The sequence below is a fragment of the Gottfriedia sp. NPDC057948 genome, assembly GCF_042887255.1.
Lineage (GTDB): Bacteria > Bacillota > Bacilli > Bacillales > Bacillaceae_G > Gottfriedia.
Genome location: NZ_JBHVPN010000003.1, coordinates 151,225 through 177,250, shown reverse-complemented (window position 1 = coordinate 177,250; position 26,026 = coordinate 151,225). Strand labels below are relative to the sequence as shown.

The window sequence follows — 26,026 nt, the reverse complement described above, 5'->3', positions numbered from 1 at the left end:
TAATGTGGAAACAAATTAGTAGAAAATTTTCCTTACCTTTTTTAATCATTTTTTCTATCCTAATTGGCTTGTCAGGTTGGTATGAAATTTATCAACATTTTTTTAGTGAACGGGGGATTGTACGACTAAACTGGCATGTTGATATTGAACAACCTACGTTTTCAAAAATAATCTTAGATGAAACAGCTCCTTTGAGTGTTGATGGACCAGTATATACCCAATATACATACAATAAAAAAACAATCAAAAAACTAAAAAAGAAAAAGTATTGGATTAAAGTATCAAACAATAATATTAAAAATCTCAATCAACGAGTAACTGAATATAATAATTCAATTTTGAAATATCCAGTACATTCAATGAAAAGTAGACAAAACCTATTGAAAAATCCTGTTGTTATTAACGATAATTGTTATTACTACGTAAAACGCGATAAAGAAAAACAAGATCAATATGCAATTTTTATCTTAAATCCAAGTGAGAAAAAACTTTACTTACTTGAATATTATTTTTAATTGAATTATTAAGATGAAACGATTAAACCGATCAAATCGAGAATTCTGTATGAAAATAGCAACTTCTCCAAAAAGTAAATTACCATTAAAAAAAGTGGATGCTAGAAGCATCCACTTTTATATTAATCAACTTGTATTTCATTATTAACATCAAGAGCTTCTACTAATTCTAATTCCTCATGACGTTCTTTAAAACGGTTGAAAGTAAATTCATTTGCAAATAAGAATAACGGACGTTCGAAACGGTCATATACTAGCATGTTACGCATATCTTGATATTTCTTAAGTCCTTTTACATCGTCTGTTTTGACCCAACGAGCAATATTATAATCAACATGGTCTTTACGGATATCAGATCCATATTCATTTTTTAAGCGGTATTCAAATACTTCAAATTGAAGTTGACCTACAGCACCTAAAATGACTTCATTAAATTCATTTTTATAAACTTGAATTGCACCTTCTTGAGCTAGTTGCTCAACACCTTTATGGAAGTGCTTAGATTTTAGTGAGTTAACTGGGCTAACTCGTAAGAATAACTCAGGTGGGAAAGTTGGTAATGGCTCAAAGAATAATTTTTGTTTGCTAGATGTTATTGTATCTCCGATTTGATAAGTACCTGAATCGTAAATACCAATTACGTCACCAGCATATGCACGGTCGATTGTTTCACGGTCGTTAGCCATCAATTGAGTTGATTGACTTAATTTAATTTGTTTTCCTGTACGAGAAAGCATAACGTTCATTCCACGTTCAAATACGCCAGAACAAATTCGTAGAAATGCAATACGGTCACGGTGAGCAGGATTCATATTAGCTTGAATTTTAAATATAAAACCACTAAATACTTCATCAGTTGGATTAACTTCACCATTAATTGTTTTACGAGGTCCTGGTGCAGGTGACATATCCAAGAAATGATTTAAGAATGGTGTTACCCCAAAATCGACTAATGCAGTTCCGAAGAAAACAGGAGTAAGTTCCCCAGCTCGAACTAAGTCTAAATTGAATTCATTTCCTGCACCTTCTAAAAGATCAACTTCATCACGTAAATTTACTAAATTGGATGGTTCTAGATGTGCTTCTAATTCAGAACCATGAACGCCATCTTGACCAAGTTTAATCACTTCATCTTTACGGAAAAGATGAACTTCATTTTCTAATCGATCATAAACACCTTCAAATTGCATTCCACTACCGATTGGCCAAGTAACTGCAACAGAAGGCATACCCAATACTTCTTCTAATTCTTCCATTAATTCTAATGGATCTTTAGCTTGGCGGTCTAATTTATTCATAAAGGTAAAAATAGGAATACCGCGTAAACGACAAACTTGGAAAAGTTTCTTAGTTTGTGCCTCAATACCTTTTGCAGCATCAATTACCATGACTGCAGAGTCAACAGAAGTTAGTACACGATATGTATCTTCACCAAAATCATTATGACCAGGAGTATCCATAATTGATACCATTTTTTCATCGTATTCAAACTGCATAACAGAAGAAGTTACAGAAATACCACGTTGCTTCTCGATTTCCATCCAGTCAGATTTTGCATATTTTGAATTTTTTTGAGCTTTTACAGTACCAGCTTCACGAATTGCTCCACCATGAAGTAGTAATTTTTCAGTTAAAGTTGTTTTACCAGCATCCGGGTGAGAGATGATCCCAAAAATACGGCGTTTAGCAACTTGATTAATTAATTCTTTATTTGCCATCTATTATAAAGTCCTTTCTAAATCAAAGATCATAATCAAATTTTTACATCTTATCTATTATACTAGAATTCAGCGTTTGATGAAACATTTAGTAACTAAGTTATATACAAAGTATTTCCAAGTTATGAAATAAGAATTTTCTTTTTTATCGTTTATTTTGTAATTTTTCATATAACATTCATTTTTTAATCAATCTTCTATATGTTAAATCTATCACGAGTTCTATGTGATAGATTCTTTTTTTTATGACAAATGTACAAGCATGTTTAGGACACTTTGATTACTATATGATAATGATTCATTTTATTGAAAGAAAGGAAGTAAACATAAATGGCATCATCATTTAATTGTTCAACATCAACATTATCTTGCTGTCCTGAAAAGATTTTTGTTCAAGATCAGGTATGTATACCATGGCAAGCAGTAGGAGATACAACAACCATTACAATTCCACTTTTTCAAAATAATTTTAACCAAAATATTATAGGAACTGGTTTTGTGAAGTATGAGGTAGGTTCTGTTGCAACACCAATACAGATTGTATTTTTAAATTCAGCAGGAGGCACGATTAATTCTAAGGTTGTAACATTAGGTTCTAGTTTGGCATTTACAATTAGAAGATTTGATGTAATACAAGCCGTTATTCCGAACGGAGTAGGTATATTATTTCAAGGTGAGTTTTGTATTACAACACGTTATTCTGTTTAATTGAAGAAAATGAGGGGAAAAGCGAATGTGTAATGGTTTAAGTTGTTGCTCAACTAAAAATATATTTCAAGATAAAGTTTGTATCACATGGCAAGTGAATACACCGGGTATTATCACAATCTTTACAAATAATATCGCGCCAATTATTTCCGCTACAGGCTATGTTAAAAATGATACTGGAACAGATAATATCGTCGTTAACTTTTTAAGAGGAGGTACTGCAATCGATACTCTAACTGTCCCTCCGCAAAGTAGTGTCGCTTTCTCAGAAAAGTTATTTGATGAAATCCAAATTGATACTACAGGTTTAACAGGGACAGTAGAAGGTGAGTTTTGTATTACAGTCAGATATTCAATGTAATAATTCATTTTATCTAAATAGTATTGTTCTGATTATTTTTTTGAACAGCTCTATGTAATGAAATGAGGAAGGATAATGTATTCCTTTATGAATAATAAAGATGAGAATGGTAATTCAATTCCTTTCGTAAGAGGAATAGATACCATTTCGAATAAATGTAGTTGTTGTAATAGTTTTTCTTGTAATGGGATTAAAAAAGTTGGTCCAACAGGAGAAACAGGTCCTACTGGAGCGACGGGAATTACTGGTCCAACTGGTCCAACAGGAGTAACTGGATCAACGGGATTAACCGGATCAACCGGAGAAGTAGGACCAACAGGCACGACAGGAATAACCGGAGCAACCGGAATAACAGGCCCAACCGGATCAACAGGCTCAGTTGGATTAACTGGCCCAACCGGAGTAACAGGAATAACGGGAGTAACAGGAATAACGGGAGTAACAGGAGTAACAGGAATAACGGGATCAACCGGAGCAACAGGAATAACGGGATCAACCGGAGCAACTGGAATAACGGGACCGACAGGAGAAACGGGAGCAACTGGAATAACGGGAGTAACAGGAGTAACAGGAATAACGGGAGTAACAGGAGTAACAGGAATAACGGGACCGACAGGAGAAACGGGAGCAACTGGAATAACAGGAGGAACGGGATCAACCGGATCAACGGGAGGAACGGGAGCAACTGGAATAACGGGAGCAACTGGAATAACAGGATCAACCGGAGCAACAGGTCCAACTGGAGAAACTGGTCGAACAGGAATAACAGGATCAACCGGAGCAACAGGTCCAACCGGCATAACAGGTTCAGCAGGAGAAACAGGCCCAACCGGATCAACCGGCATAACAGGTTCAACAGGTCCAACAGGCCCAACCGGAGCAACAGGTCCAACAGGAGAAACTGGTCGAACAGGAATAACAGGATCAGCAGGGGTAACGGGCCCAACCGGAGTAACAGGCTCAACAGGAATAACAGGCTCAACCGGAGCAACAGGCCCAACCGGGGCAACAGGATCAACCGGCTCAACCGGGGTAACAGGTCCAACCGGAGCAACAGGCTCAACAGGAATAACAGGAGCAACAGGAGAAACTGGTCCAAACGGATTAACCGGTCCAACCGGAATAACAGGTTCAGCAGGGGTAACGGGCCCAACCGGAGCAACAGGCCCAACTGGAATAACAGGTCCAACCGGGGCAAAAGGTCCAACAGGTTCAACTGGAGCAACCGGGGTAACAGGCTCAACAGGTCCAACAGGTTCAACTGGAGCAACCGGGGTAACAGGCCCAACCGGAGCAACAGGCCCAACCGGAGCAACAGGTCCAACAGGAGAAACTGGTCGAACAGGAATAACAGGATCAGCAGGGGTAACGGGCCCAACCGGAGTAACAGGCTCAACAGGAATAACAGGATCAACCGGAGCAACAGGCCCAACCGGGGCAACAGGATCAACCGGCTCAACCGGGGTAACAGGTCCAACCGGAGCAACAGGCTCAACAGGCTCAACAGGCTCAACAGGAATAACAGGAGCAACAGGAGAAACTGGTCCAAACGGATCAACCGGTCCAACCGGAATAACAGGTTCAGCAGGGGTAACGGGCCCAACCGGAGCAACAGGCCCAACAGGAATAACAGGTTCAACCGGGGCAACAGGTCCAACAGGTTCAACAGGCTCAACCGGGGTAACAGGTCCAACCGGAGCAACAGGAATAACAGGAGCAACCGGAGAAACTGGTCCAACCGGATCAACGGGCCCAACCGGAGTAACAGGCTCAACAGGAATAACAGGATCAACCGGAGAAACTGGTCCAACCGGAGCAACAGGTTCAACAGGGGAAACCGGAGCAACGGGCCCAACCGGAATAACAGGAATAACAGGAATAACAGGTTCAACAGGGGCAACCGGCCCAACCGGAGCAACAGGTTTAACAGGTCCAACCGGGGTAACAGGTCCAACCGGAGCAACAGGTCCAACTGGAGAAACTGGTCGAACAGGAATAACAGGATCAACCGGATCAACCGGCCCAACTGGAGAAACTGGTCCAACCGGAGCAACAGGCCCAACCGGAGTAATCGGCTCAACAGGAATAACAGGCTCAACCGGAGCAACAGGCCCAACCGGGGCAACAGGATCAACCGGATCAACCGGATCAACCGGAGTAACGGGCCCAACCGGATCAACCGGAGTAACGGGCCCAACTGGAGAAACTGGTCCAACCGGATCAACCGGCCCAACCGGAGTAATCGGCTCAACAGGAATAACAGGCTCAACCGGAGCAACAGGCCCAACCGGGGCAACAGGATCAACCGGCTCAACCGGAGTAACGGGCCCAACCGGATCAACTGGCTCAACCGGAGTAACGGGCTCAACCGGAGTAACGGGTCCAACTGGAGTAACGGGCTCAACCGGGGTAACCGGCCCAATCGGCCCAACAGGAATAACAGGTTCAACCGGAGCAACAGGTTTAACAGGACCAACCGGGGTAACAGGTCCAACCGGAGCAACCGGTCCAACTGGAGAAACTGGTCGAACAGGAATAACAGGCTCAACCGGATCAACCGGCCCAACCGGAGTAACGGGCTCAACAGGTGTGACGGGAACGACAGGAGTAACGGGCTCAACAGGTGTGACGGGAACGACAGGAGTAACGGGCTCAACCGGAGTAACGGGTCCAACTGGAGTAACGGGCTCAACTGGATCAACCGGGGTAACAGGACCAACAGGAGTAACGGGCTCAACAGGTGTGACGGGAACGACAGGAGTAACGGGTCCAACCGGAGTGACAGGTTTAACTGGAACTACCGGCTCAACAGGTGTAACAGGAGCGACTGGAGTAACGGGCTCAACAGGTGTGACGGGAACTACCGGAGTAACGGGTCCAACCGGAGTGACAGGTTTAACTGGAACTACCGGCTCAACAGGTGTAACAGGAGCGACTGGTGTAACCGGTCCAACTGGAGTAACGGGCCCAACCGGAGTGACAGGTTTAACTGGAACTACCGGCTCAACAGGTGTAACAGGAGCGAATGGAGTAACCGGTCCAACCGGAGTAACGGGCTCAACAGGTGTGACGGGAACGACCGGAGTAACGGGTCCAACCGGAGTGACAGGTTTAACTGGTACTACCGGCTCAACAGGTGTAACAGGAGCAACTGGCCCAACCGGAGTAACTGGAGCAACAGGTAGAACAGGTGATAAGGGTTCAACAGGAACGACGGGAGTAACTGGAGTAACGGGAACAACAGGCTCAACTGGGTCAACTGGACCGACAGGAGCAACCGGAGTAACTGGAGTAACAGGTGTCGGAGATAGAGGCCCAACTGGAGCGACCGGTCCGACAGGAGCAACAGGTTCAACTGGCTCAACCGGAGCAAGTTTTAATACTTCTGGATCGGCAGCAAATACCTCAGGAGCAACAATTGCGATTACACCTTTAGTTCCATTACCGATACCGTTTCCGAACGCTCAAAATTTATCAGCAGATATAACAGTGAACAACCCAACAGCTACCATTTTTACAATTAATACAAGTGGTAGATATTTAATAACTTATCAAGTGTATCCTACATTATCCTTATTAACGACTTTTCAGTTATTTCGAAATGGGGCTGGAGTTGCAGGTACAAATATTTCTGCTGCAGTTGGTTTAAGTTTAGTCAGCAATCAAGTGATTATTAATATAAATGCAGGTGACACAGTACAAGTAATGGTGTCTGCTACTTTAGCAGCTACAGTATCGTTAGCAGCTGGTACGACCTCTGCGACAATTTCCATTGTTAGAGTAGGCTAATTATAATAATTTAAAAAGTGACTACAATTTATATGAGACAGTTTAATAGTGGTCACTTTCCTTTTTAAGATTTATATACTAAAAATATGGCTTTCTAGTTTTTTAAATACATAGTTTTTTTACTATAATAAGTGAGGGATAAAAATTGAAACAAAAAAGATCAGATATACCAAACTTACCTAGTATTACATTACCAGTTTCCTCCCCAACTCCTTTACCACCTGTACCTCCGCCAACACCACCTACCCCACCAACACCAATACCAACTCCAACAAAATGTGATCTATGTATTCCAATTGATCTATGTGGTAATATTTTGATTCAGGATAATCTAGTAAAACCAATTGAACTGTGGAGTTTGGGTGGAAATTTAACGGCTTTAGCAACGATTTCAGTCTATAATAGCGAAGGCAGTACTGGACCGATTACAATCGAAGTAAATAGCAATATTTGTCATATAATTACCGTGTTACCAGGTAATACGAGTAGCTATACTAGTCAATATATAAAATCCGTGACCATACTACAATCAGGTCATTCTCCAATCTATTTAGAAGGTAAATATTGTATAGCTGGCAAAATTATTGAAAAATAATAAACATATATTAGATAAACATGAGCTTATTGCATAATCGCATTAAGCTTTTTTTAAATCCCCAAAAATAGGCGTACTTAAATAAATCACTTTACATATGATTTAAAGAGTAGTATGGTTAGTTACATGAGTAACTAACTAAATAACTAACCGGAAAGGAAGGTGCTAATGAAACCGACATTAGATGAATCACAACCAATATTTCAACAAATTGCGGTGATGATTATGGACGAAATTATAGATGGAAGAATAAAAGAGGGTGAACAAGTGCCTTCTACGAATGAATTATCTCGCTTTTTTAATATTAATCCTGCAACTGCAAGGAAAGGTCTTCAAGCATTAGTTGATAAGGAAATAATTTTTAAACAAAGAGGTGTAGGTATGTTTGTTTCTACAGGAGCAAAAGAAAAGTTACTTTTAGAGCGGAAACAGCAGTTTTATGAAGATTATGTTGCACCTTTACTTAAAGAAGCTGAGAGAATTCATTTAAATGAAGAAATGGTAATTGAATTAATAAAGAGAAAAAACGACTCTAATTAGGAGGGGTATAAATTGATCGAAATTAAAAATTTGACATATGGCTATAATCGTACACCAGTTTTAACTGATTTTAATTTAATTGAAACAGAGCCGAGTATTATTGCATTATGGGGAAGAAATGGTACAGGAAAAACAACTTTGATGAGTTTAGTTGCTGGCCATTATAAACCAAACGAAGGTTCCATAAAAGTCTTAGGAGAAGAACCTTATAATAATTTAAATGTACTTGAGAATATTTGCTATATCCAAGAAAATCATCCATTTGGTCATAATTGGAGAATAGATGATTTGTTAAAATACGGAAGGTACTTTCATCCTGATTGGGATCAAGAATTTGCTGAACATTTAGTTCAAGTTTTTGAATTACCTAAGAATAAAAAAATCACTAAGTTTTCAAAAGGAATGAAAACGGCAGTGCAAATTATTTTAGGATTAGCTAGCAACGCAAAAATAACAGTTCTCGATGAGCCAACTAATGGATTAGATGCAGTTAAAAGAAAACAGTTTTATGATGCATTAATGGAAAGCTATGAAGAAAATCCGAGACTCATTTTACTTTCAACACATCATATCGAAGAAATTCAACCATTATGTGAAACGATCGTTGTAGTAAATGATGGAAAAGTATTATTTCATGAACAAATGGAAGTTATGCGGGAGAAAGGTATTATTCTTTCTGGCAATATAGAGTCAATAGAACATGTAACGAAAAATAGTTCTATACTTGAATCCTCAAAAATCAGTTCGACTAAAAAAGTAATGATTGACGAATTATTTACAAATGAATGGAAAAAAATCGCTGAAGATTACCATCTTAATATTGAAAAAGCAACTCTACAAGACTATTTAATAAATAAAACAAAAAATAAAGAGGTGAAAAGATGAACTCGATAAGAGGAACTTATCAACTAGTTTTTGATGAATTGAAATGGTATTTTAAAATATTTTCTTTAATTACCTTGTTATTATCAGTTGTTTATGTAATCGTTAGTATAATTTTTAAAATCCCTTTACAAAGTGGTGCAGCTTTGTTTGGACCAATCTATGGGGGGATTAGTACATTTGCGGTTGCAGGATTGGTCATTCCTTACCAAGTTGCAATTGGATTAGGTAGTACAAGAAGACAGTTTTTAAAATCATATAATGTAATGTCCGTCTTAATGGTAATTACAAGTATTACTTACTTAAATATAATTTATTACATTATGAAAATATTATTAGACATAGGAATAAATAGTTTTCACTTTTACCATCCTGCAGAATTAGTTTCATCAGAATATCATTTTTTTACGTATTATTGGGTCGACCTGATGGTTGGTTTTATTATACTAGGACTTTCTTCTTTTATTGCTATATTAGTAAGAAGATTGGGGATACTCTATTTTCTACTTACGCTAGTTTTAGTTAGTATCTTAATGACCTTTTTATCTATAAATGGAATCAGTTCAGACTTTTATTCTTTGATTTTTAATATTAAGCCGATCAATTTGTTTACATTAATTGGATTGGTAGGAATTGTACTTCAATTATTAACAATTCCAATGATGATCAATGCACCATTAAAAATGAAAGGTAGAAATTAAAAATGATTCAAGAAAAAGTATGTGGATAGAATGCATACTTTTTCTTTTATAAATAGTTAACAAAAAATTCATTATAATGAAGACAAAATACAATAAGTTAGGAGCTGAATTGATGACATTTACAATTAATCCGATTGCTTTTGTTAAAAACTCAAGAAAAGAAATTGAAGACGATCACTGGGGTTCAATTATCTCTGAAATCGAGTTAGCAGAGGAGTTTAATGAAGAAGCATTAAGTGGAATAAGTGATTTTTCACATCTAGAGATAATTTTTTATTTCGATAAAGTGACTGATGAAATGATTCAATACAATGCTAGACATCCTAGAAATAATATTCATTATCCAAAGGTTGGAATTTTTGCTCAAAGGGGTAAAAACAGGCCAAATAAATTAGGTCTAACATCAGTAGAACTTTTAAAACATAGTGGCCGCATTCTTACAGTTAAAGGATTAGATGCAATTGATGGAACGCCAATCATTGATATCAAACCAATTATGAAAGAATTTCTTCCTAAAAGTGAGATCAAACAAGCAGAATGGTCAAAAGCATTAATGGAAAAATATTGGTGATAAAGGTTTAAAAATGATGAAAGAGTTGTCTCAAATGTATTATTTGGGAAACTCTTTTTTTGCTTTTATATTATGAACAGCTAAACCGAATTTTGGTTATTTTCTTATTAAAGCAATTGTTGAGGTGACACTTACTTCGGCATTGCCTGATCTAGTTTAAATTCTACAAATAATTAAAAATTTTTAATTTGAAATTTAGTTAGAACAATTATATTAGGCAAAGATAGTGAAATTCCCCCAAATTATTTAATGAGATTTTTTCATAAAATTACATAAATCTACACTTAGATAAATATTATAACTTTTCTTTTTACTTGATTTTACTAAAACCGACATTTATTTTAGTTTGTAAAATCCCGGTTTAATGAGAATTCCCCCAATACTTTTCAAGAAAGACTACCGCTATAATTTGAATTGAGTGATTTTTCTGAAAAAACACTTTTATTTTATCTTATTTTGCAATCTTTCATTTTAGAAAAAGTTGGAGGTTATTTAATGAAGGGGTTAAGTAGTAAATTTTTTCAAACGACATCTGTACTTGTTTTAGCTAGCAGTACAATTTTTGGATCGACTATGATAATTAAAAAGTCAGCATATGCGAACTCAAATAACGTAGAAAGTATTCTTCAATCTCTTACACCGGAACAAAGAGAGGCTCTTAATCAATTAGAAATTGCTGAATCAAAAACTGGCTTGCAATTATCTGATGACATTGATTTATCGAGTGATAAAGAAGTATCTGTAATTGTTGAATTTAAAGAACTTCCAGCTAAAGTAGCACAGTTAGAAAAAGCTGCAGAAGGGGAGTCAATTTCATTAGAAAAGGCGAAAGAAAATGTAACAAAGTCTCATGATCACTTTAAACAAGAATTGCATGAAAAAATAGGAAATAAAGAGAAAGCAAGTACTGAAGAAATTCAAATTAAATATACATATCAGAATGCATTTAACGGCGTTTCATTGACACTTCCAGCAAATCAAATTAAGGATTTACTTGAGTTGGATACAGTTAAAGCTGTTTATAGTGATTCAATCATACAAATTAAGCCACCTGTCGAACCAGTAGAGAAGGACCAAACAAAGGTTGATAGTTTACCATTTTTAAAGCTTGATAAATTGCATGAGGAAGGTTATACAGGTAAAAATATTAAGATTGGGGTAATCGATACGGGTATTGATTATAACCATCCTGATTTAAAAGATGCATACAAAGGTGGTTATGATTTCGTCGATAATGATAATGACCCAATGGAAGCAACATACGATCAATGGAAAGCTTCTAAAAAAGCTGAATTTGTTAATGGAAGCGCATATTATACTGAACACGGGACGCATGTTTCTGGAACGATTGCTGGTCGGGGGAAAAATAATTCTGATTATAAAGTAACTGGAGTAGCACCTGATTCTGACTTATATGTATACCGTGTATTGGGTCCTTATGGGTCAGGTTCTAATTCTGCAGTAATTGCAGGTATTGACCGTTCGGTTGCCGATGGAATGAATGTAATTAACCTTTCGCTAGGAGCCTCAATAAACGATCCGTTAGAAGCGACTAGCTTAGCGATTGATAATGCCGTTTTAAATGGAGTAACAGCTGTCGTTGCAGCAGGAAATGCTGGAGATAGTATGTACACTTTAGGCTCTCCAGGTGCAGCGGCACTTGCATTAACAGTTGGAGCGAGTTCTGTTCCTACTAAAGTTACTACATTCGGAAGTGAATTTTTAGTAAACGGTGAAGGGACGGATAGTACTCTACAATTAATGACGAAAAAATGGACAGATGATTTTACTAATTTGTCTGGAAAAACATTTGATATTGTAAATGTTGGAGAAGGCGGCCTAACAGATTACACAGGAAAAAATGTTCAAGGTAAGATTGCATTTGTTGCTCGTGGTACGTATGCGCTTGTTGATAAAATGAACTATGCAAAGCAAAAAGGAGCTATAGGGGTAATTATATACAACAATAAAGCTTTTGAGGGACAGATCCCTTATTATTTGGGTGAAAGCAATAATAATATCCCAGTATTTTCGATGACGAATAAAGACGGCTTGGCGGTGAATGATTTATTTAGCAAGGGAACTCCTTCAGTAACACTAGGGAAAATTGGTGAGTCTGAAATTCCTGGTGATGATCTAGCTAGCTTTAGCTCTAGAGGTCCATCGGGAACGCTATATGATATTAAACCTGAAGTAACAGCACCTGGTGTAGATGTTTTATCGACTGTTCCTGCATACATCAATAACAAAAATGATTCAACTGATTATTCTTCTGCATATATGCGAATGTCTGGTACGTCGATGGCAACTCCACATGTTACTGGTATAGCTGCATTACTATTACAAGCACATCCTGATTATACTCCTGCTGACATTAAAACCGTATTGATGAATACAGCGGATCCGTTAAGAAGTAAATACAGTGTGTTTGAAGTTGGGGCAGGAAGAGTAGATCCTTATGAAGCGATTTATTCACGTATTGAACTAGGAGTTCAAGATACAACGCCATTTATTAAAAAAAATGAAAAAATAAATATTGATGAACAAACTGGTGGACTAAGCTATGGTTTTATTCCTGTAGATAAAAATGCTATATCGAAAACTACAAATATATTAATCACAAATCATACTGATAAAATGCAAAAATATAATATTTCGGTAGAATATAATATCGGTACACGCGGATCTTTGGATGCTAAGGCAAACGGGGTAAGTGTTACAGTCCCAAAAGACCTTAAAATGAAAAAGAATAGCCAGGAGATGATTCCTGCAACACTTACGATCCCAACAACTGCTAGTAAAGGAACATATGAGGGCTATATTCATGTTGTAAATGAAAAGGATCCAGATGATAATTATCAAATTCCATTTGGTTTCCGTTTAGTAGAAGAAGGCTTTGAATATTTTAGAGCTCATTCACCTAGCATCTCTACAACTCGTGATAATGCACCATATAGCGTTAAGGCGTCTGATTTAGATTTTAAATTAAATTCACCAATGAAAACATTAGATTTTATTTTAGTAGATCCTAAAACTAATAAAGATTTAGGGATAATCGGTACTATTAATGTTTCAAGTGCAGGTGTCGATAAGGATCTCTATATTCAAAAAGCCTTTACTGGGCGATATTTTCCATTTACAGGTAATGCTAAGAAACCAGTTGGCTACACATCGGTTCTAGCAACACCTGGATTATATAAAATGAAAGTTATTGGTACAAATTTAGACGGCAAACAGTACTCAAAAACAGACCAAGTATATATTGATAATGACCGTCCAACTTTCACATTAGACGATACAAATGCACTACCAAAAGGTAATCTGCCATTTGTTGAATTAGCACCAGGTCAAAAGACAGTTACATTATCTGGTAGTGTTATTGATAATGAAGCAAAGGAAATGGGAACTAATGGGATGAATGTAACACAGGCGACTAATAATGTTTGGTACGGACCTAATTCACCAGCTTATAGTATCGCTGCAGATGCGAATGGAAGATTCACGAAAGAAATATCTGTGGATTCTCCAAACCCAGTTTACATGCTTCAATTTGTTGGAGCTGATCGAGCAGGTAATTCAACCAACGCAAAAGTTATTTACTATATGAAACCTGGATCACAATTTATTTATGCTAAACCAAATAAAGAGAGTTTTATGATGGGTGACAAAGTAACTTATACTTTCTATGCTCACGGTTTGCAAAATGCAAAAGATTATACACTTAAATTTGATTACACATCAAGATTTTTTAAATCAGTTGAATTTAATAAAAATGCTGCTTTATCCGATGATACACAGTTTACGGTAACCTCAACAGGAACTGGGAGTAAATCAAATACAATTAATATTAAAGCACCAGGTGATGGTTTAAGTGGTGATCTTCCATTATTTGATATGCAAGTACAAACAAATGAAACTGAGTTTGTTAATCCTAGTACGATTTTTTTCTTTATAAATTCATCGAGCTATAAAGATCTTAATGGAAAAACAGTTAGTCCGTATACTCAAGTTGGTTTAATTCCAAGTTATCCGGCTGGTTCAACTGCAACAGCAAAAATCAACGCTGCAGGTTTATTAAGTGCAAATGGCAGTTTTAATTTTGCGATCGACTACACAACAATAGGTGCACAAGCAAAAGCAAAAGATTCAAAAGGTCAATACTATACTGGTGAAATTCAAAAGAATGGAAACATCGTATTCAGTAAACTTCCAATTACGGAACAATTATATACAGTCATCATAGATGTTCCAGGTCATTTTACAACATACACACCTATGGAAATCGGTCGAAAAGATCGTGATATTTTTATTGGTGAAAGTATTTCTTATCCTACTGTAAGAGAAAATGCTGGGGATCTTAATAAAGACAATGTAATTGATATTTACGATGTATTACTTCTCGAACAAAATTGGGGTACGAATAATCGTAATGCCGATATTAATTTTGATGGAAAAGTTGACTCATTGGATTTCAAGTTACTAGAAATTAATTATTTAAAAGAGAATGATTATGTATTAGATACTCCTACTGGTGTTAAAGAGTATAATGGAAAAACAATTGATTCGATTAAGAAGTCTTTAGGAATTAATTAGATTTTGAACCTATCCGATTGGATAGGTTTTTTGATTTTGGATGTGTTAAATTGTTGATATTCTTGTTGAACTAAATGGCAGGAGAGTGGTAAAGGAGATTGAAAAGTAACTAGCGAATTATTCAATTAGCAAGAAAAATGGTTTAAATTTAGTATGTAGGAAATGGGTGCTAATCGTAACATCTGAGGTGTTGGGGAAATGTCAATATTAAGGAAGTATGCCGATTGGATTTTAAAAAAATCCTAGAAGGTATGACCTAGCCGAATTACTGTAGAGATGAGTTTTGTACCATCGATTATTGTTGGAATTGAATTAATTTATCACAACTTTTCTTCTTTTTGGTTTATGGTATTCTGGTTTTTGATCATAATTTTCTATCAGTTATTTGATAAGTTAGTTACAAGAATTTTGGGTAGATTTAATGTGAAAATTTCAAAATGAATGCATCCTTCATTCCTTTGATTTTGGTGTTCATTTATTTTGTTTTCAAAGTTGTTTAATAGATGGAATTTAAAAAGTATTAATGAATTACTCATGAAAAGGGGGATTTTATATGATATTGGAAGCAGTTATGCTACAAGTTAAGAAAGGAATGGAAGAAGACTATGAGGAAGCTTTTAGTAGGGCATCTAAAATAATTTCTTCTATGAAAGGGTACATTTCACACGAATTACAATGTTGTATGGAAGTAAAAGGGAAATATTTACTGTTAGTTCAATGGAAAACATTAGAAGATCATATAGTTGGATTTAGACAATCCAACGAGTATCAAGAATGGAAAAAACAATTACATCATTTTTATGACCCTTTTCCGACTGTTGAGCATTTTGAAAGGGTTAAACTTTAGTAACCATTATTGAATTATTAAGGAAGTACGTTTTAAACTTCCATTCACTTTGGTGAATTCTGATTCATAGATGGCAAAAACAATGCATTAGTTTGTTCATTTCTATCTATACTGCTAATGGTATATACGATACACAATTTTTTGGGTATTGGTATATAGTATTATTTTTTATGTATATTAAGGTTTCTGTATTCATTATCGTACTGGATATTTTTGTAATATAAATCCTAATTTAGATTCTAAATGGTAAAAATAAACATGTTTTAAAAAAGAGAATAGAGGAAGTAAGTATTAAATGAAGGTACTATAATGAATCGTAAATTAAAATTAAGTGGTTTCCAATTATTATGTATGATTTTTATGTTTATTAATGGTACAGGAATTGGTGAGAGTATTTATAGAGATGTAGAAAATAAAAAAGGTGGTCGAAGAGAAGAATTGGAGTAAGATGTATTAAGTTAAAAATAATAAGCTACTAAACTAGTAGCTTATTATTTATTTACGTACATAGATTCTTTATTTCTTTTTCTTATAAAAATATTTTCTTAAATAATATCCGATTAATACTGTAAAGATAAACGCTGGATAAAGTTTACCAGGTAAAAATTTTAAAACCCAAATACCAACAATTATTGTCGCTATTGTTAAGTTTTCTACATACTTTTTATGATTTAACTTTTTTTTATTAAGTAGTAAAATTATATAAGCAAGGGGCGGTAATATTATACAAACAGCCCATATAAATTTATCACGAAGATACCAAGGAATTAAAGTACTCATTATACATCCAACCTTAAAATTTATATAAGAACAAATACAACATCTCTAGCAGCTATACCACTTAATGCTGCTGATAAACCCATCTTCTTGAACGCAGAAGTTAATCCATCTTCGATTGTACCACTAAAATCTATTACTATATTCAATGTTGACATTACAGCTTGATATTTTAAATATTTCTTAATTAAAGTTTTTGCGTTTGACGTAATAGGTAGTTTGTTGATAGCAGTAGAGATACTCCTATCCCAAGAAACTTGCCCTATTCTTTTTAAAGTCTTTAACATTTGTTGTGCTGCTATTTTTGCAGCTTTTGATTTTACCCCGTCTGTTGAAGGGACATTTGAGTAATTTTGAAATTCTGGTAAAGTTAACAATTCTTGATAAATATTATTAAAAATAATATCTTCAGAGATATTGTTTTCTATTAACTCTGATTCAATAAGCTCTATCTCATCTTTTGAAAACTGCGGTAATGACTCTAATGGAATCTGGGTAATAGCTGAATATGAAATCGGACTGGCACCATCATCAAAAACAGCTGTTACACGAACATAATAATCAAGACTCTCAGAATAATTTAGACTACTACTATTAACCTCATTTGCTTTTTTATAAAGTGTTGTTGGATCAATGGAAAAATCAGTTGCTTTCCCATCTCTTCTAAAATTAACTTGACCATTTTCTATTTGTTCAATTATAGGGAACATACCCTTGTCTTTAGTTGTCCAAGAGGTTTCTTCTGATGGGACATCCCAGTAGCTATGGATGGAACCGTTAAATAAAATTACTTGATACTTTGTAACACCTTCAACAGGTTCCCAAGAAACGTCTATGTAACCTGTATCAGTGCCATCATCATTAGAAAATGCCTCAACTGTTGGTGCTGGCATTTGGGGATACCTTATCATTTACTGCTCTACCTTGAATAATGGGAGGTGTAGGGAAACTAGATTGCGTGTTTACTTTTGCAGTAACAGTAGTTTGTTTAAATAATTTTTTCATGTAATACCTCCATCTTGTAATATTTATTGGATCAATAATCCAATGAAAATTTTACTATATTAGTAGAATTAAGTGTGAGTCCTTATTTGAAATACGATATTTCAAATAAGGACAGTCTATTTTGTATAATACATGATATTATTAATGTGTTGTTGCAGTGCTTTTTGAATATGATTCATTAAAACTCCAAGTAAAAAGGACCTTTCCTGTAATAGACTTATTCCTGTCAAGTAGACACTAATAAAAAAGGTATTTTAAGCAGCCTTAGCCCTGTATTCAATAGGGGTAAGGTTATTAAATTTCTTTTGAAATCTTTTATTGTTGTAGTACCAAATATTTTGCATTATCGCATGTTCAACCTGGTTCAGATCATTAAACTGAAAGCGGTAAAAACACACGGTTTTAAAATGACTGAAGAAACTTACAATGCATGCATTATCCAGATTATTATATGTCTTTCTAATTTTGCCCATAAAAAATTCCCCTTATAGTAGACAGTTCAGCCTCTTTCTTTTAACTGTCTACTATAAGGGGATTATTACATTGTGTTGAAACCCCTTAATTTAAGTACTCTTATTAAATAATTAAGCCGATGTCTAAAATTAATTTTGATTAAAGTCTAATGGACGTAAACTTGCTTCGATTTCAGAACGTTTAGGCTCTAAAAATGGAGGCAGTGCTAACCGTTCTCCCAAAGTATCAATATTTTCGTCTACATCAAATCCAGGGGTATCAGTTGATAATTCGAATAAAATATGATTTGGTTCTCTAAAATAGAGCGCTTTAAAATAGTAGCGTTCTACTTTTCCTGAATTCGTAATCCCAAGTGAATTTAATTTGTCGGCCCATTTATTATATTCTTCTTCGTTTGGTACTCTAAAAGCTACATGATGTACACTACCTCGTCCTGGTCTAGCTCTCGGTAAGTCTGGTCTTACTTCCAAGTGAACTTCTGCTCCAGCACCACCTGCTCCGGTTTCGTAAACTTCTATACTTGCAAAATTCCCTTCTGTAGAAGGGTATGTACCAACATGTCTAAAGCCTAAAACATCCGTTAAAGTTTTACTTGTAGGAGTCGAATCTTTTACGGTAAGTGTCACTGGACCTAAGCCAAGAATTCCATGCTCGATTGGGATATCTGATTTATTCCAAGGAGTACCCGGTGAAACACCTTTTTCACCATTATCTGCTACTAAAATTAATCTTGTACCTTCATAATCTTGAAATGCGAGTGTATCTCGATTTGCTCTTTTAAGTATTTCATCATGTGAAATATTAAGTTCTTTAAAGCGATTCTTCCAATAATGTAGTGACTCAGTTGTGGCCACTCTTAATGAAGTTGAAGATACAATCGAGTGACCTGGATAGGTAGTTCCTAGATGAGGGATATCGAAAAATGTTATTTCTGTCCCGGGATTTGCTTTTGCATCACCGTAAAATAAGTGATAACTAGAAGTGTTATCTTGATTTACAGTTTTCTTAACAAGTCTCATCCCTAAAACCTTAGTGTAAAACTCGTAATTTTTTTCAGCCTTTGTTGTAAGTAGTGAAACATGATGAATTCCCAATAATTCCACTTTCATCACTCCTTTAATTTTTTATTTAACCTATGACTTGCATAATTTTTATGTACACATTGTAAATGGCTAGAGATTGAAGTAGAGTTTTATGTTAAACTGTTATCTAATAATTATAATATTCAGACAAATAGTATAGGAAGGGGAAAATACTTTGTATTTCGGTTATATATTAATTTTAATATCTGCAATAGCCTTTGGATTAATGCCTATTTTTGCGCTTTATGCTTATGATCAAAATGTAAGTGTAAATACATTATTATTTTTAAGGTTTACATTTGCGTCAATTATGTTCTTTAGTTACTTAGTGGTGTCTAAAAAATTAGTTAAAATTACGAAAAAACAATTAGTAATGTTTGTTTTACTAGGTGGAGTATTGTATATGCTTCAATCAAGTTTTTATTTCAGTTCAGTAAAATATATTCCTGCTTCATTAGCTGCATTAATTCTCTATTTATATCCCATTTTTGTAGCAATTCTATCATTTTTAGTAAATAAAGAGCAATTAACAAAAAATATAATGTTATCAATTGTATTATCGTTGATTGGAATCGTACTAGTGTTGGGAGCTCCTGCGGAAAATGTAAATCCATTTGGAATTCTATTAGCATTAGCAGCGGCAATCGTTTACTCAATATACATAATTGTTGGTGGGAGGGTTTCGATACATGTTCCTCCATTAGTAACAAGTGCATATATTTCTTTATTTGCATCAATTTCATTTTTACTAGTTGGCGTATCGACAAGCACGATACACATTCATTTTAAATTTATTGGATGGATCTCAATTTTAGGTATTTCAATTATATCAAGTGTTATATCAATGGGTACATTTTTTGCTGGTGTAAAACGAATAGGTCCGACAAAAGGGGCAGTATTAAGTATGGTTGAACCAGTAGTGACAATCTCATTTTCAACCATTCTATTCCATGAAAATATGAGTTTACTTCAAATTATAGGTGGGACTATTGTACTGAGTGGAGCGCTTTTAGTTGTTCTTACTAGTGAGAAAAGAAATATTGTTGAGAATAGAATGGATTTTTAAATGGTATATGATAAACTTTATTTAGAATATTAGTTTAATAATTATTAAAAGTTAAAGTGGCTGCTAATTTACTATGCAGCTATTTTTAATTTAAAAAGGAGTAAAATAGAATGTTTGAATTAAAATTAAAAAATGGTGAAATAGTAAAAGTTCGTCAAGCAACAGGAACTGATGCTAAATCAATTATAGATTTTTATAACATCGTAGGTGGAGAAACGAACTTTTTATCATTTGGAGGAAATGAGTTTAAAAGAAATGAAGTAGAATATGAGACATTTTTAGAAGATACCTTCAATGAAAAAAATTCAATTATTTTATTAGTTACGATCAATGATCAATTAATAAGTATCGGGTCGATCAATTCCAGTCAAAAGGAACGTACTAAGCATGTAGGCACACTAGGTATTGTAGTTAAAAAAGAATATTGGGGATTAAGTTTAGGGAAGTTATTAATGCAATCATTAATTGATTGGGCTAAACAAACTGATCTAACTCGAAAAATTCAATTAGTTACGAATGAAGATAATCTTAAAGCCATTCAATTGTATAAAAATTTAGGATTTGAAATTGAAGGGGTAATCAAAGAAGATACTTATATAAATGGAAAGTACTGTAATACTTTATTGATGGGCTTATTTATTAAATAGTATTGAATATAAAAAGTTTGAAGGCTCTATTATAGACACTCATATGAATAAAGCTTTAAATTTACTAGCAGACGAACTACGATTCAATAAGAGCATTTATATAATTAGAAAGATTATGATTTTATAAAGTTGTAAAGATGATTAAAGATTTATTTCTTAATTTTTCATTGTTACTATTTTCTTAATTGGGTTTAATCGAATTCAATATAAACAGGTGGATTAAACATTAAATTGGAAATGTCTTTCGTTAAAAAAGCCTTGTGATGGTTAATCACAAGGCTTTTTAATGTAGCTATAGTTTTTTAGAAACACGTAAACGATCTAATTCGATTTGTATCAATTCCAAAGAAAACCCATCTCCAGCCAATCCATCTCCAGCCAGCAACTGAATGTCTGCCCACGAAGGTTGGAAAGTACCAAAATTGTTCTCCATTATTCAACCAAACATAAGTATTTCTAAATCGACAACCAGCGATTGCACCTGGATCTATTGCAAATGCTGTTGCATGAGACATTGTTGGAGTGAATGAAGGTGGTGGTGCAGTCGGTTGGCCTTGAGATTGACCTTGACCTCCGCCACCCGGTTGTCCCGGAAATCCTGGGAATCCACCTGGTTGCCCTGGGAACCCGCCCGGTTGTCCTGGAAATGTCCGATATTGAGGGAAAAAGTTCATTTTATCAGCTCCTTTTTAGTTTAATCCTTATTAAAGTATGAAAATTAACGTTTTTTGTTTGGGCAGATAGTTAAATATCCATTTTAACTAGGGAGGTTTGCAATATTGAAGAAAATCATTTTTATAACTACCTAAACAAGATTATTTCTTTAGAAAACATCAAAGAGAAGACTAATCCACTTCTCTTTTTTTAATGTTCATTAATAAGAAATCCTACTTAGTTGTACTGATTAAAAAAAAACCAATTATTTTCCAAAAAATATAGCGCAATTTGTGAATAATACCTATTTTTACTTTATAAGGTAAAAAAATTACTCTTTAAAGTAAAAAACACTTGCATAATTCTGTGAATTCGAATAAATTAAACTTAAAGGAGGAGAAAAATGGAAAATTTACGCTTGAATGTCGCTTTATTACGTCGTAGAGTACCGAATTTAACTACTTCTGCGAAAACTGTTGGACTACGACCAGCAACTGTTTCAAACTTATGTACTGGAAAAATTCCAATTGGTCGCTCAGAAGTAAAAACACTAGTCGCATTAGCTGCTTTAGCAGAATGTACATTGGATGAACTGATTATTAGAGGGGAGAAAATTGAGATGATTGAAACGGGAATAAAAACGCTTGATTTATTTGCTCCATTAGTAAAAGGTGGTACAGTCGGGCTGGTTGCAAGACCAGGCATGGGTCAATTAGTTGTATTAGCAGAAATGTTATATAAATTAAAGAATGATTCATATTTTACAATTTTACTAAAACCAGAAGGTGAGCATCCAGATATAGACGATATTTTAGCTGATGTAAATTTAGTCTGTCATTCAATTGATGAAGTGTATGAAGCAATTACAAAAGCGGGAAAAAACGCAGAGTTTGCTTTCGCAGCGGATCGTTCAAACGTCATTACAGGTGATATTAGCCGTCTCCAACAAAAATTAGCAGATATCGGTATTGAAAATGTAACTACTTTTTTAGTTGATTTAAAAGGTGAAGCGGTGGACGAAGATTTCCCTTACGGACCTTTAGAAACATTATGGCAGTTTGATGCAGACTTAGCATTTAGACATAAATACCCTGCAATTAATCCTATTCATTCAACATCTACAGTTTTAGAAGATAATCAACCAGATCAAACCCACAACCAAGTACAAAAAGCAGCTCAGAAATTACTACGTCGTTATCGTGAGTTGAGATCATTAGTAGCAGTACATGGATTAGATTCATTACCAGAAAATGAAAAATTAACATATAAACGTGGTGAATTATTAGAAGCCTATTTGACTCAACCATTTTTCGTAGCAGAGGAATTCACAGGTACAAAAGGGGCATCTGTTAATTTGCAAAATACTTTACAAGATGTTCGAAAACTAATCGATGGTGCTTACGATTCAATGGAAGTAGATAAAATGAATTTTATTGGTAGCCTGTAGAAAAGTTAATGAAAAGTGTGACACTTATAAATGTGTCACACTTTTTTTATATTTTACCTAAATTTAGTTTTCCGGAAGATGGTAGTATAAAATTTAAGAATTATTTAAGAATTTAATAATAGGCAATTAATTTTTCTGAGTTATACTATGCCACAAACAAGTTTCAAAACTGAAATTAAGTAAAAGTTCATCTCTCACCTGAAAGTTGGAATAAATTTTGTCGATTCGAAAACGGTTAATCCTATCTAATATAGCAATGATTGTTATTCCAATCATTTCTTTTATCCTCATCGAGATTTTACTCGGTGTGTTTTACTATAAAGTTTTTGTACCTAAATTTAATGATCATCCACCCCATTCATTTTATTTTTTTCGTTTCGGAATCATTGTCCCTATTTTTGCAATTACAAATGGAGTGCTATCATATTTTGTTTCAAGAAGCATACTAAGACCAGTAAAAAATCTTTCAAATGCTGCTAAACAAATTAGTGAAGGCAATTTAAATTTTGAAGTTAAACCAATAAACAATGATGAACTCGGACAATTAGCGATTAGCTTTGAATTAATGAGAAAAAATCTAAAAGAGTCAGCTGAAATACAGAAAAAATACGAAGAAAATCGTAAAGAATTAATTGCCAATATTTCACATGATCTTAAGACGCCAATTACATCAATAAAGGGATATATTGAAGGAATTAAAGATGGCGTGGCGAACACCCCAGAAAAAATGGACAGGTATATTGAAACAATTTATCTGAAAACCTTGGATATGGATCAATTGATTAATGAACTATTCCTTTATTCGAAGTTAGATTTAAAACGAGTACCATTCCATTTTGAAGAAGTAAATATTCATGATTATTTAGTCGATCGGATTGAGGAATTGAAATTTGATTTAGAACCGATAAATGTAAGTATTACTTATCGTGAGAATGTGGATCGAGAAAATAGTATTGTACTAATAGACCGGGAACAATTCAAACGTGTAATGACAAATATCATTCAAAATAGTTTGAAATACATGGATAAAGATGAAAAACAAATTACCATAAAATTAATAGATGACAAAGAAAAAATAAAAATAAAATTTCATGATAATGGTAAAGGGATTTCGAAAGAGGCGCTTCCTTTTATTTTTGATCGTTTTTACAGAGCCGATCCATCAAGAAATCTATCAACAGGTGGGACGGGACTCGGGCTGGCTATTGCAAAAAGAATCATAGAAGAACACGGTGGAGAAGTGTGGGCAGAAAGTCAAATTGGTGAATATACAAACATTTTTCTTTCATTAAATAAGAAATCATTATTAAAGGTGACAAAATGAAAAAGGTTTTAATTATAGAAGATGATCAAAGTATCGCTTTATTACAAAGAGATTATTTAGAAATAAATGATTTTGAAGTTGAAATCGAATCAAATGGGAAAAGCGGACTTCAAAAAGCTTTATCTCAGGAATATGATTTAATCATACTCGACTTAATGTTACCAGAATTAAATGGATTTGAAATATGTAAGAAAATCCGAGAAAGTAAAGACATCCCAATCCTAATTGTTTCAGCAAAAACAGAAGATATTGATAAAATTAGGGGATTTGGTCTAGGGGCAGATGATTTTATCGTGAAACCATTTAGTCCAAGTGAATTAATTGCCAGAGTGAAAGCTCATCTTTCAAGGTATCAACGTTTAGCAAATAAAGGTCAAGTTAATGAGGAAGAACTTCAAGTAAGGGGACTTACAATTCAAAAAGATTCTAGAAAAGTTCTTGTTAATGGAGAAGAAAAAATATTCACAACGAAGGAATTTAACTTACTTACCTTTCTTGCTTCAAATCCAAATAAAGTATTTAGTAAAGAATTATTATTTGATCGAATTTGGGGATTTGAAACGGTCGGAGATATTTCTACTGTAACTGTTCATATTCGAAAAATCCGAGAAAAAATAGAAGTTGACCCATCCAACCCAGATTATATTGAGACGATATGGGGAGCGGGATATCGGTTTAAAGATTAAGTTTCAATACAATAAATAAAGAGTGATCCTGTGGGTTAGTAAACTCGCTTATAGGATGACTCTTTTTCATATTCAATGTGAAAATACATTAATTTCAATACTTCACCAACGAAAATACAATTTTTTCATGTTAAAACAGCGGGGAAGTAACTTTATCTGGTCGTCAATTAATAAGCAATTTAGTTTTAGAAATGATTTAAGAATTATTTAAGAAATTGATAATAGCAGTTTTATATCTTGCCACTATGATGAAAAGTATAAAATTAATGAAAACGGAGGGAACAGAGTAGTGGCTAAAAAGAAATTAAATTTAACGAAAAAAAATATATTAGTTAGTGTACATGTTTTAGCAGTATGTGCTTGGTTTGGAGGTACATTAAGTTTAATATTATTAGGTTTATATTTAAAAAATGCCCAAAACTCGGAGCAGCTTATTTATACATTATCAAGTATGCATATCATTGATGAAAATTTACTAAAATATCCTGCACTTGCAACTTTAGTTACTGGGATTATACTTTCTGTATCGACTCAGTGGGGATTAGTAAAGCATTATTGGGTTGTTATAAAACTTTTTCTAACTGTCTTGATTATTCTGATTGGCATCTTTTTGATTAATGATTGGTTCGCATATTTAGTAAAAACCGCTGAAGGATTAGGCGCGAGTGCACTTAATCAAAATAAATTTGAGTCAACTTGGCTTTCGATTATTATAACTGGAATATTTAACTTAAGTTGTTTAGCATTCATGACGTTCATTACGTATTTTAAACCTTTTGGAAAAATAAAAAAAAATAAAAAAGTGGCAATACCATAAAAATTGCTTATTATGGAGTTCTAACTGATTAAAAAGTAATACTATTTATGTATTACTTTTTTTTTATGAAAAAAACTATAATATTTACCAAAAAATTAAACATTCTAATTAATATGTTTAGATAAAATCGAGATTGAAAGTAAGCGTTTAATTTAATATGACATTTGTCATCTTTTTCATATGACGCTTGCTACTACCACTATGGAAATTAACTTATATAATTAGGA

At 34.4% G+C, this 26,026-nt stretch carries 24 protein-coding genes; 18 read left to right on the top strand and 6 right to left on the bottom strand.

The window, feature by feature from the left end:
- The first annotated feature begins 2 nt into the window (after positions 1-2).
- Positions 3-515 carry a hypothetical protein gene (locus tag ACFVRR_RS07405; RefSeq protein WP_387326478.1) on the top strand — a complete coding sequence of 171 codons (513 nt, stop codon included), beginning with the start codon at positions 3-5 and terminating at the stop codon, positions 513-515.
- A gap of 122 nt (positions 516-637) precedes the next feature.
- Here the strand turns inward: ACFVRR_RS07405 and ACFVRR_RS07400 are convergent, their stop codons facing one another.
- Positions 638-2,233 carry a peptide chain release factor 3 gene (locus ACFVRR_RS07400; protein WP_387326476.1) on the bottom strand — a complete coding sequence of 532 codons (1,596 nt, stop codon included), beginning with the start codon at positions 2,231-2,233 and terminating at the stop codon, positions 638-640.
- 330 nt (positions 2,234-2,563) lie between these two features.
- Between ACFVRR_RS07400 and ACFVRR_RS07395 the strand changes: the two genes are divergently transcribed.
- The 11 genes from ACFVRR_RS07395 (at position 2,564) to ACFVRR_RS07340 (ending at position 16,267) form a co-directional block, all read left to right on the top strand.
- Positions 2,564-2,941: a DUF3992 domain-containing protein gene (locus ACFVRR_RS07395; RefSeq protein ID WP_387326473.1), complete on the top strand. Its 378-nt coding sequence runs from the start codon at positions 2,564-2,566 to the stop codon at positions 2,939-2,941.
- Between the two features lie 25 nt (positions 2,942-2,966).
- Positions 2,967-3,302, top strand: a complete 336-nt coding sequence (locus ACFVRR_RS07390) for a DUF3992 domain-containing protein (protein WP_387326470.1) — start codon at positions 2,967-2,969, stop codon at positions 3,300-3,302.
- Between the two features lie 75 nt (positions 3,303-3,377).
- Complete coding sequence (locus ACFVRR_RS24310) at positions 3,378-7,091, top strand: beta strand repeat-containing protein (protein ID WP_483867340.1); 3,714 nt, start codon at positions 3,378-3,380, stop codon at positions 7,089-7,091.
- Between the two features lie 145 nt (positions 7,092-7,236).
- Positions 7,237-7,686: an S-Ena type endospore appendage gene (locus ACFVRR_RS07375; protein ID WP_387326467.1), complete on the top strand. Its 450-nt coding sequence runs from the start codon at positions 7,237-7,239 to the stop codon at positions 7,684-7,686.
- A gap of 168 nt (positions 7,687-7,854) precedes the next feature.
- On the top strand, positions 7,855-8,226 hold the full coding sequence (locus tag ACFVRR_RS07370) for a GntR family transcriptional regulator (RefSeq protein WP_387326464.1): 372 nt from the start codon (positions 7,855-7,857) through the stop codon (positions 8,224-8,226).
- A 12-nt stretch (positions 8,227-8,238) separates the two neighbouring features.
- A complete protein-coding gene (locus tag ACFVRR_RS07365) occupies positions 8,239-9,111 on the top strand; it encodes an ATP-binding cassette domain-containing protein (protein WP_387326462.1) in 873 nt (290 codons plus the stop codon).
- Positions 9,108-9,809 carry a hypothetical protein gene (locus ACFVRR_RS07360; RefSeq protein WP_387326459.1) on the top strand — a complete coding sequence of 234 codons (702 nt, stop codon included), beginning with the start codon at positions 9,108-9,110 and terminating at the stop codon, positions 9,807-9,809. Before ACFVRR_RS07365 ends, ACFVRR_RS07360 begins: the two co-directional genes overlap by 4 nt.
- Positions 9,810-9,921: 112 nt before the next feature.
- A complete protein-coding gene (gene tsaA / locus ACFVRR_RS07355) occupies positions 9,922-10,380 on the top strand; it encodes a tRNA (N6-threonylcarbamoyladenosine(37)-N6)-methyltransferase TrmO (RefSeq protein ID WP_387326457.1) in 459 nt (152 codons plus the stop codon).
- Positions 10,381-10,875: 495 nt separating this feature from the next.
- A complete protein-coding gene (locus ACFVRR_RS07350; RefSeq protein ID WP_387326455.1) occupies positions 10,876-14,973 on the top strand; it encodes a S8 family serine peptidase in 4,098 nt (1,365 codons plus the stop codon).
- Between the two features lie 553 nt (positions 14,974-15,526).
- Positions 15,527-15,820, top strand: a complete 294-nt coding sequence (locus ACFVRR_RS07345) for an antibiotic biosynthesis monooxygenase family protein (protein ID WP_387326452.1) — start codon at positions 15,527-15,529, stop codon at positions 15,818-15,820.
- Positions 15,821-16,129: 309 nt separating this feature from the next.
- Positions 16,130-16,267 carry a hypothetical protein gene (locus ACFVRR_RS07340; RefSeq protein WP_387326449.1) on the top strand — a complete coding sequence of 46 codons (138 nt, stop codon included), beginning with the start codon at positions 16,130-16,132 and terminating at the stop codon, positions 16,265-16,267.
- Between the two features lie 69 nt (positions 16,268-16,336).
- On the opposite strand, the gene ACFVRR_RS07335 is transcribed toward ACFVRR_RS07340, so the two are convergent.
- The 4 genes from ACFVRR_RS07335 to ACFVRR_RS07320 all read right to left on the bottom strand — a co-directional run bounded on the left by ACFVRR_RS07335 (position 16,337) and on the right by ACFVRR_RS07320 (position 19,179).
- Positions 16,337-16,600 carry a hypothetical protein gene (locus ACFVRR_RS07335; protein ID WP_387326447.1) on the bottom strand — a complete coding sequence of 88 codons (264 nt, stop codon included), beginning with the start codon at positions 16,598-16,600 and terminating at the stop codon, positions 16,337-16,339.
- 20 nt (positions 16,601-16,620) lie between these two features.
- Positions 16,621-17,508 (bottom strand): hypothetical protein, encoded by an 888-nt coding sequence (locus ACFVRR_RS07330; RefSeq protein WP_387326444.1) that lies wholly within the window; start codon positions 17,506-17,508, stop codon positions 16,621-16,623.
- A 348-nt stretch (positions 17,509-17,856) separates the two neighbouring features.
- A complete protein-coding gene (locus tag ACFVRR_RS07325) occupies positions 17,857-18,075 on the bottom strand; it encodes an IS3 family transposase (protein ID WP_387326442.1) in 219 nt (72 codons plus the stop codon).
- A gap of 129 nt (positions 18,076-18,204) precedes the next feature.
- On the bottom strand, positions 18,205-19,179 hold the full coding sequence (locus tag ACFVRR_RS07320) for a ring-cleaving dioxygenase (protein ID WP_387326439.1): 975 nt from the start codon (positions 19,177-19,179) through the stop codon (positions 18,205-18,207).
- 154 nt (positions 19,180-19,333) lie between these two features.
- Between ACFVRR_RS07320 and ACFVRR_RS07315 the strand changes: the two genes are divergently transcribed.
- Positions 19,334-20,224 (top strand): DMT family transporter, encoded by an 891-nt coding sequence (locus ACFVRR_RS07315; protein WP_387326438.1) that lies wholly within the window; start codon positions 19,334-19,336, stop codon positions 20,222-20,224.
- A gap of 110 nt (positions 20,225-20,334) precedes the next feature.
- On the top strand, positions 20,335-20,871 hold the full coding sequence (locus ACFVRR_RS07310; protein WP_387326435.1) for a GNAT family N-acetyltransferase: 537 nt from the start codon (positions 20,335-20,337) through the stop codon (positions 20,869-20,871).
- Between the two features lie 302 nt (positions 20,872-21,173).
- Here the strand turns inward: ACFVRR_RS07310 and ACFVRR_RS07305 are convergent, their stop codons facing one another.
- Positions 21,174-21,545, bottom strand: coding sequence for a collagen-like protein (locus tag ACFVRR_RS07305; RefSeq protein ID WP_387326432.1), 372 nt, complete (start codon positions 21,543-21,545; stop codon positions 21,174-21,176).
- A 383-nt stretch (positions 21,546-21,928) separates the two neighbouring features.
- Here ACFVRR_RS07305 and ACFVRR_RS07300 point away from each other — a divergent pair, with 383 nt between their 5' ends.
- From ACFVRR_RS07300 to ACFVRR_RS07285, 4 genes are all read left to right on the top strand, one after another.
- Positions 21,929-22,972 carry an ATP synthase beta subunit C-terminal domain-containing protein gene (locus tag ACFVRR_RS07300; RefSeq protein WP_387326429.1) on the top strand — a complete coding sequence of 348 codons (1,044 nt, stop codon included), beginning with the start codon at positions 21,929-21,931 and terminating at the stop codon, positions 22,970-22,972.
- A 217-nt stretch (positions 22,973-23,189) separates the two neighbouring features.
- A complete protein-coding gene (locus ACFVRR_RS07295; RefSeq protein WP_387326426.1) occupies positions 23,190-24,296 on the top strand; it encodes a sensor histidine kinase in 1,107 nt (368 codons plus the stop codon).
- Positions 24,293-24,982: a response regulator transcription factor gene (locus ACFVRR_RS07290; RefSeq protein ID WP_387326423.1), complete on the top strand. Its 690-nt coding sequence runs from the start codon at positions 24,293-24,295 to the stop codon at positions 24,980-24,982. Before ACFVRR_RS07295 ends, ACFVRR_RS07290 begins: the two co-directional genes overlap by 4 nt.
- A gap of 289 nt (positions 24,983-25,271) precedes the next feature.
- On the top strand, positions 25,272-25,799 hold the full coding sequence (locus ACFVRR_RS07285; protein WP_387326420.1) for a hypothetical protein: 528 nt from the start codon (positions 25,272-25,274) through the stop codon (positions 25,797-25,799).
- Positions 25,800-26,026: the final 227 nt, after the last annotated feature.

Excerpts from the sequence above, each read along its gene's own strand:
- ACFVRR_RS07370 (WP_387326464.1), top strand. The coding sequence starts at position 7,855 with ATGAAACCGACATTAGATGAATCACAACCAATATTTCAACAAATTGCG.
- ACFVRR_RS07290 (WP_387326423.1), top strand. The coding sequence starts at position 24,293 with ATGAAAAAGGTTTTAATTATAGAAGATGATCAAAGTATCGCTTTATTA.
- ACFVRR_RS07300 (WP_387326429.1), top strand. The coding sequence starts at position 21,929 with ATGGAAAATTTACGCTTGAATGTCGCTTTATTACGTCGTAGAGTACCG.
- ACFVRR_RS07340 (WP_387326449.1), top strand. The coding sequence starts at position 16,130 with ATGAATCGTAAATTAAAATTAAGTGGTTTCCAATTATTATGTATGATT.
- ACFVRR_RS07345 (WP_387326452.1), top strand. The coding sequence starts at position 15,527 with ATGATATTGGAAGCAGTTATGCTACAAGTTAAGAAAGGAATGGAAGAA.
- ACFVRR_RS07395 (WP_387326473.1), top strand. The coding sequence starts at position 2,564 with ATGGCATCATCATTTAATTGTTCAACATCAACATTATCTTGCTGTCCT.
- ACFVRR_RS07360 (WP_387326459.1), top strand. The coding sequence starts at position 9,108 with ATGAACTCGATAAGAGGAACTTATCAACTAGTTTTTGATGAATTGAAA.
- ACFVRR_RS07310 (WP_387326435.1), top strand. The coding sequence starts at position 20,335 with ATGTTTGAATTAAAATTAAAAAATGGTGAAATAGTAAAAGTTCGTCAA.
- ACFVRR_RS07305 (WP_387326432.1), bottom strand. The coding sequence starts at position 21,545 with ATGAACTTTTTCCCTCAATATCGGACATTTCCAGGACAACCGGGCGGG.
- ACFVRR_RS07390 (WP_387326470.1), top strand. The coding sequence starts at position 2,967 with ATGTGTAATGGTTTAAGTTGTTGCTCAACTAAAAATATATTTCAAGAT.
- ACFVRR_RS07405 (WP_387326478.1), top strand. The coding sequence starts at position 3 with ATGTGGAAACAAATTAGTAGAAAATTTTCCTTACCTTTTTTAATCATT.
- tsaA (WP_387326457.1), top strand. The coding sequence starts at position 9,922 with ATGACATTTACAATTAATCCGATTGCTTTTGTTAAAAACTCAAGAAAA.
- ACFVRR_RS07350 (WP_387326455.1), top strand. The coding sequence starts at position 10,876 with ATGAAGGGGTTAAGTAGTAAATTTTTTCAAACGACATCTGTACTTGTT.
- ACFVRR_RS24310 (WP_483867340.1), top strand. The coding sequence starts at position 3,378 with ATGTATTCCTTTATGAATAATAAAGATGAGAATGGTAATTCAATTCCT.
- ACFVRR_RS07400 (WP_387326476.1), bottom strand. The coding sequence starts at position 2,233 with ATGGCAAATAAAGAATTAATTAATCAAGTTGCTAAACGCCGTATTTTT.
- ACFVRR_RS07335 (WP_387326447.1), bottom strand. The coding sequence starts at position 16,600 with ATGAGTACTTTAATTCCTTGGTATCTTCGTGATAAATTTATATGGGCT.
- ACFVRR_RS07325 (WP_387326442.1), bottom strand. The coding sequence starts at position 18,075 with ATGGGCAAAATTAGAAAGACATATAATAATCTGGATAATGCATGCATT.
- ACFVRR_RS07330 (WP_387326444.1), bottom strand. The coding sequence starts at position 17,508 with ATGATAAGGTATCCCCAAATGCCAGCACCAACAGTTGAGGCATTTTCT.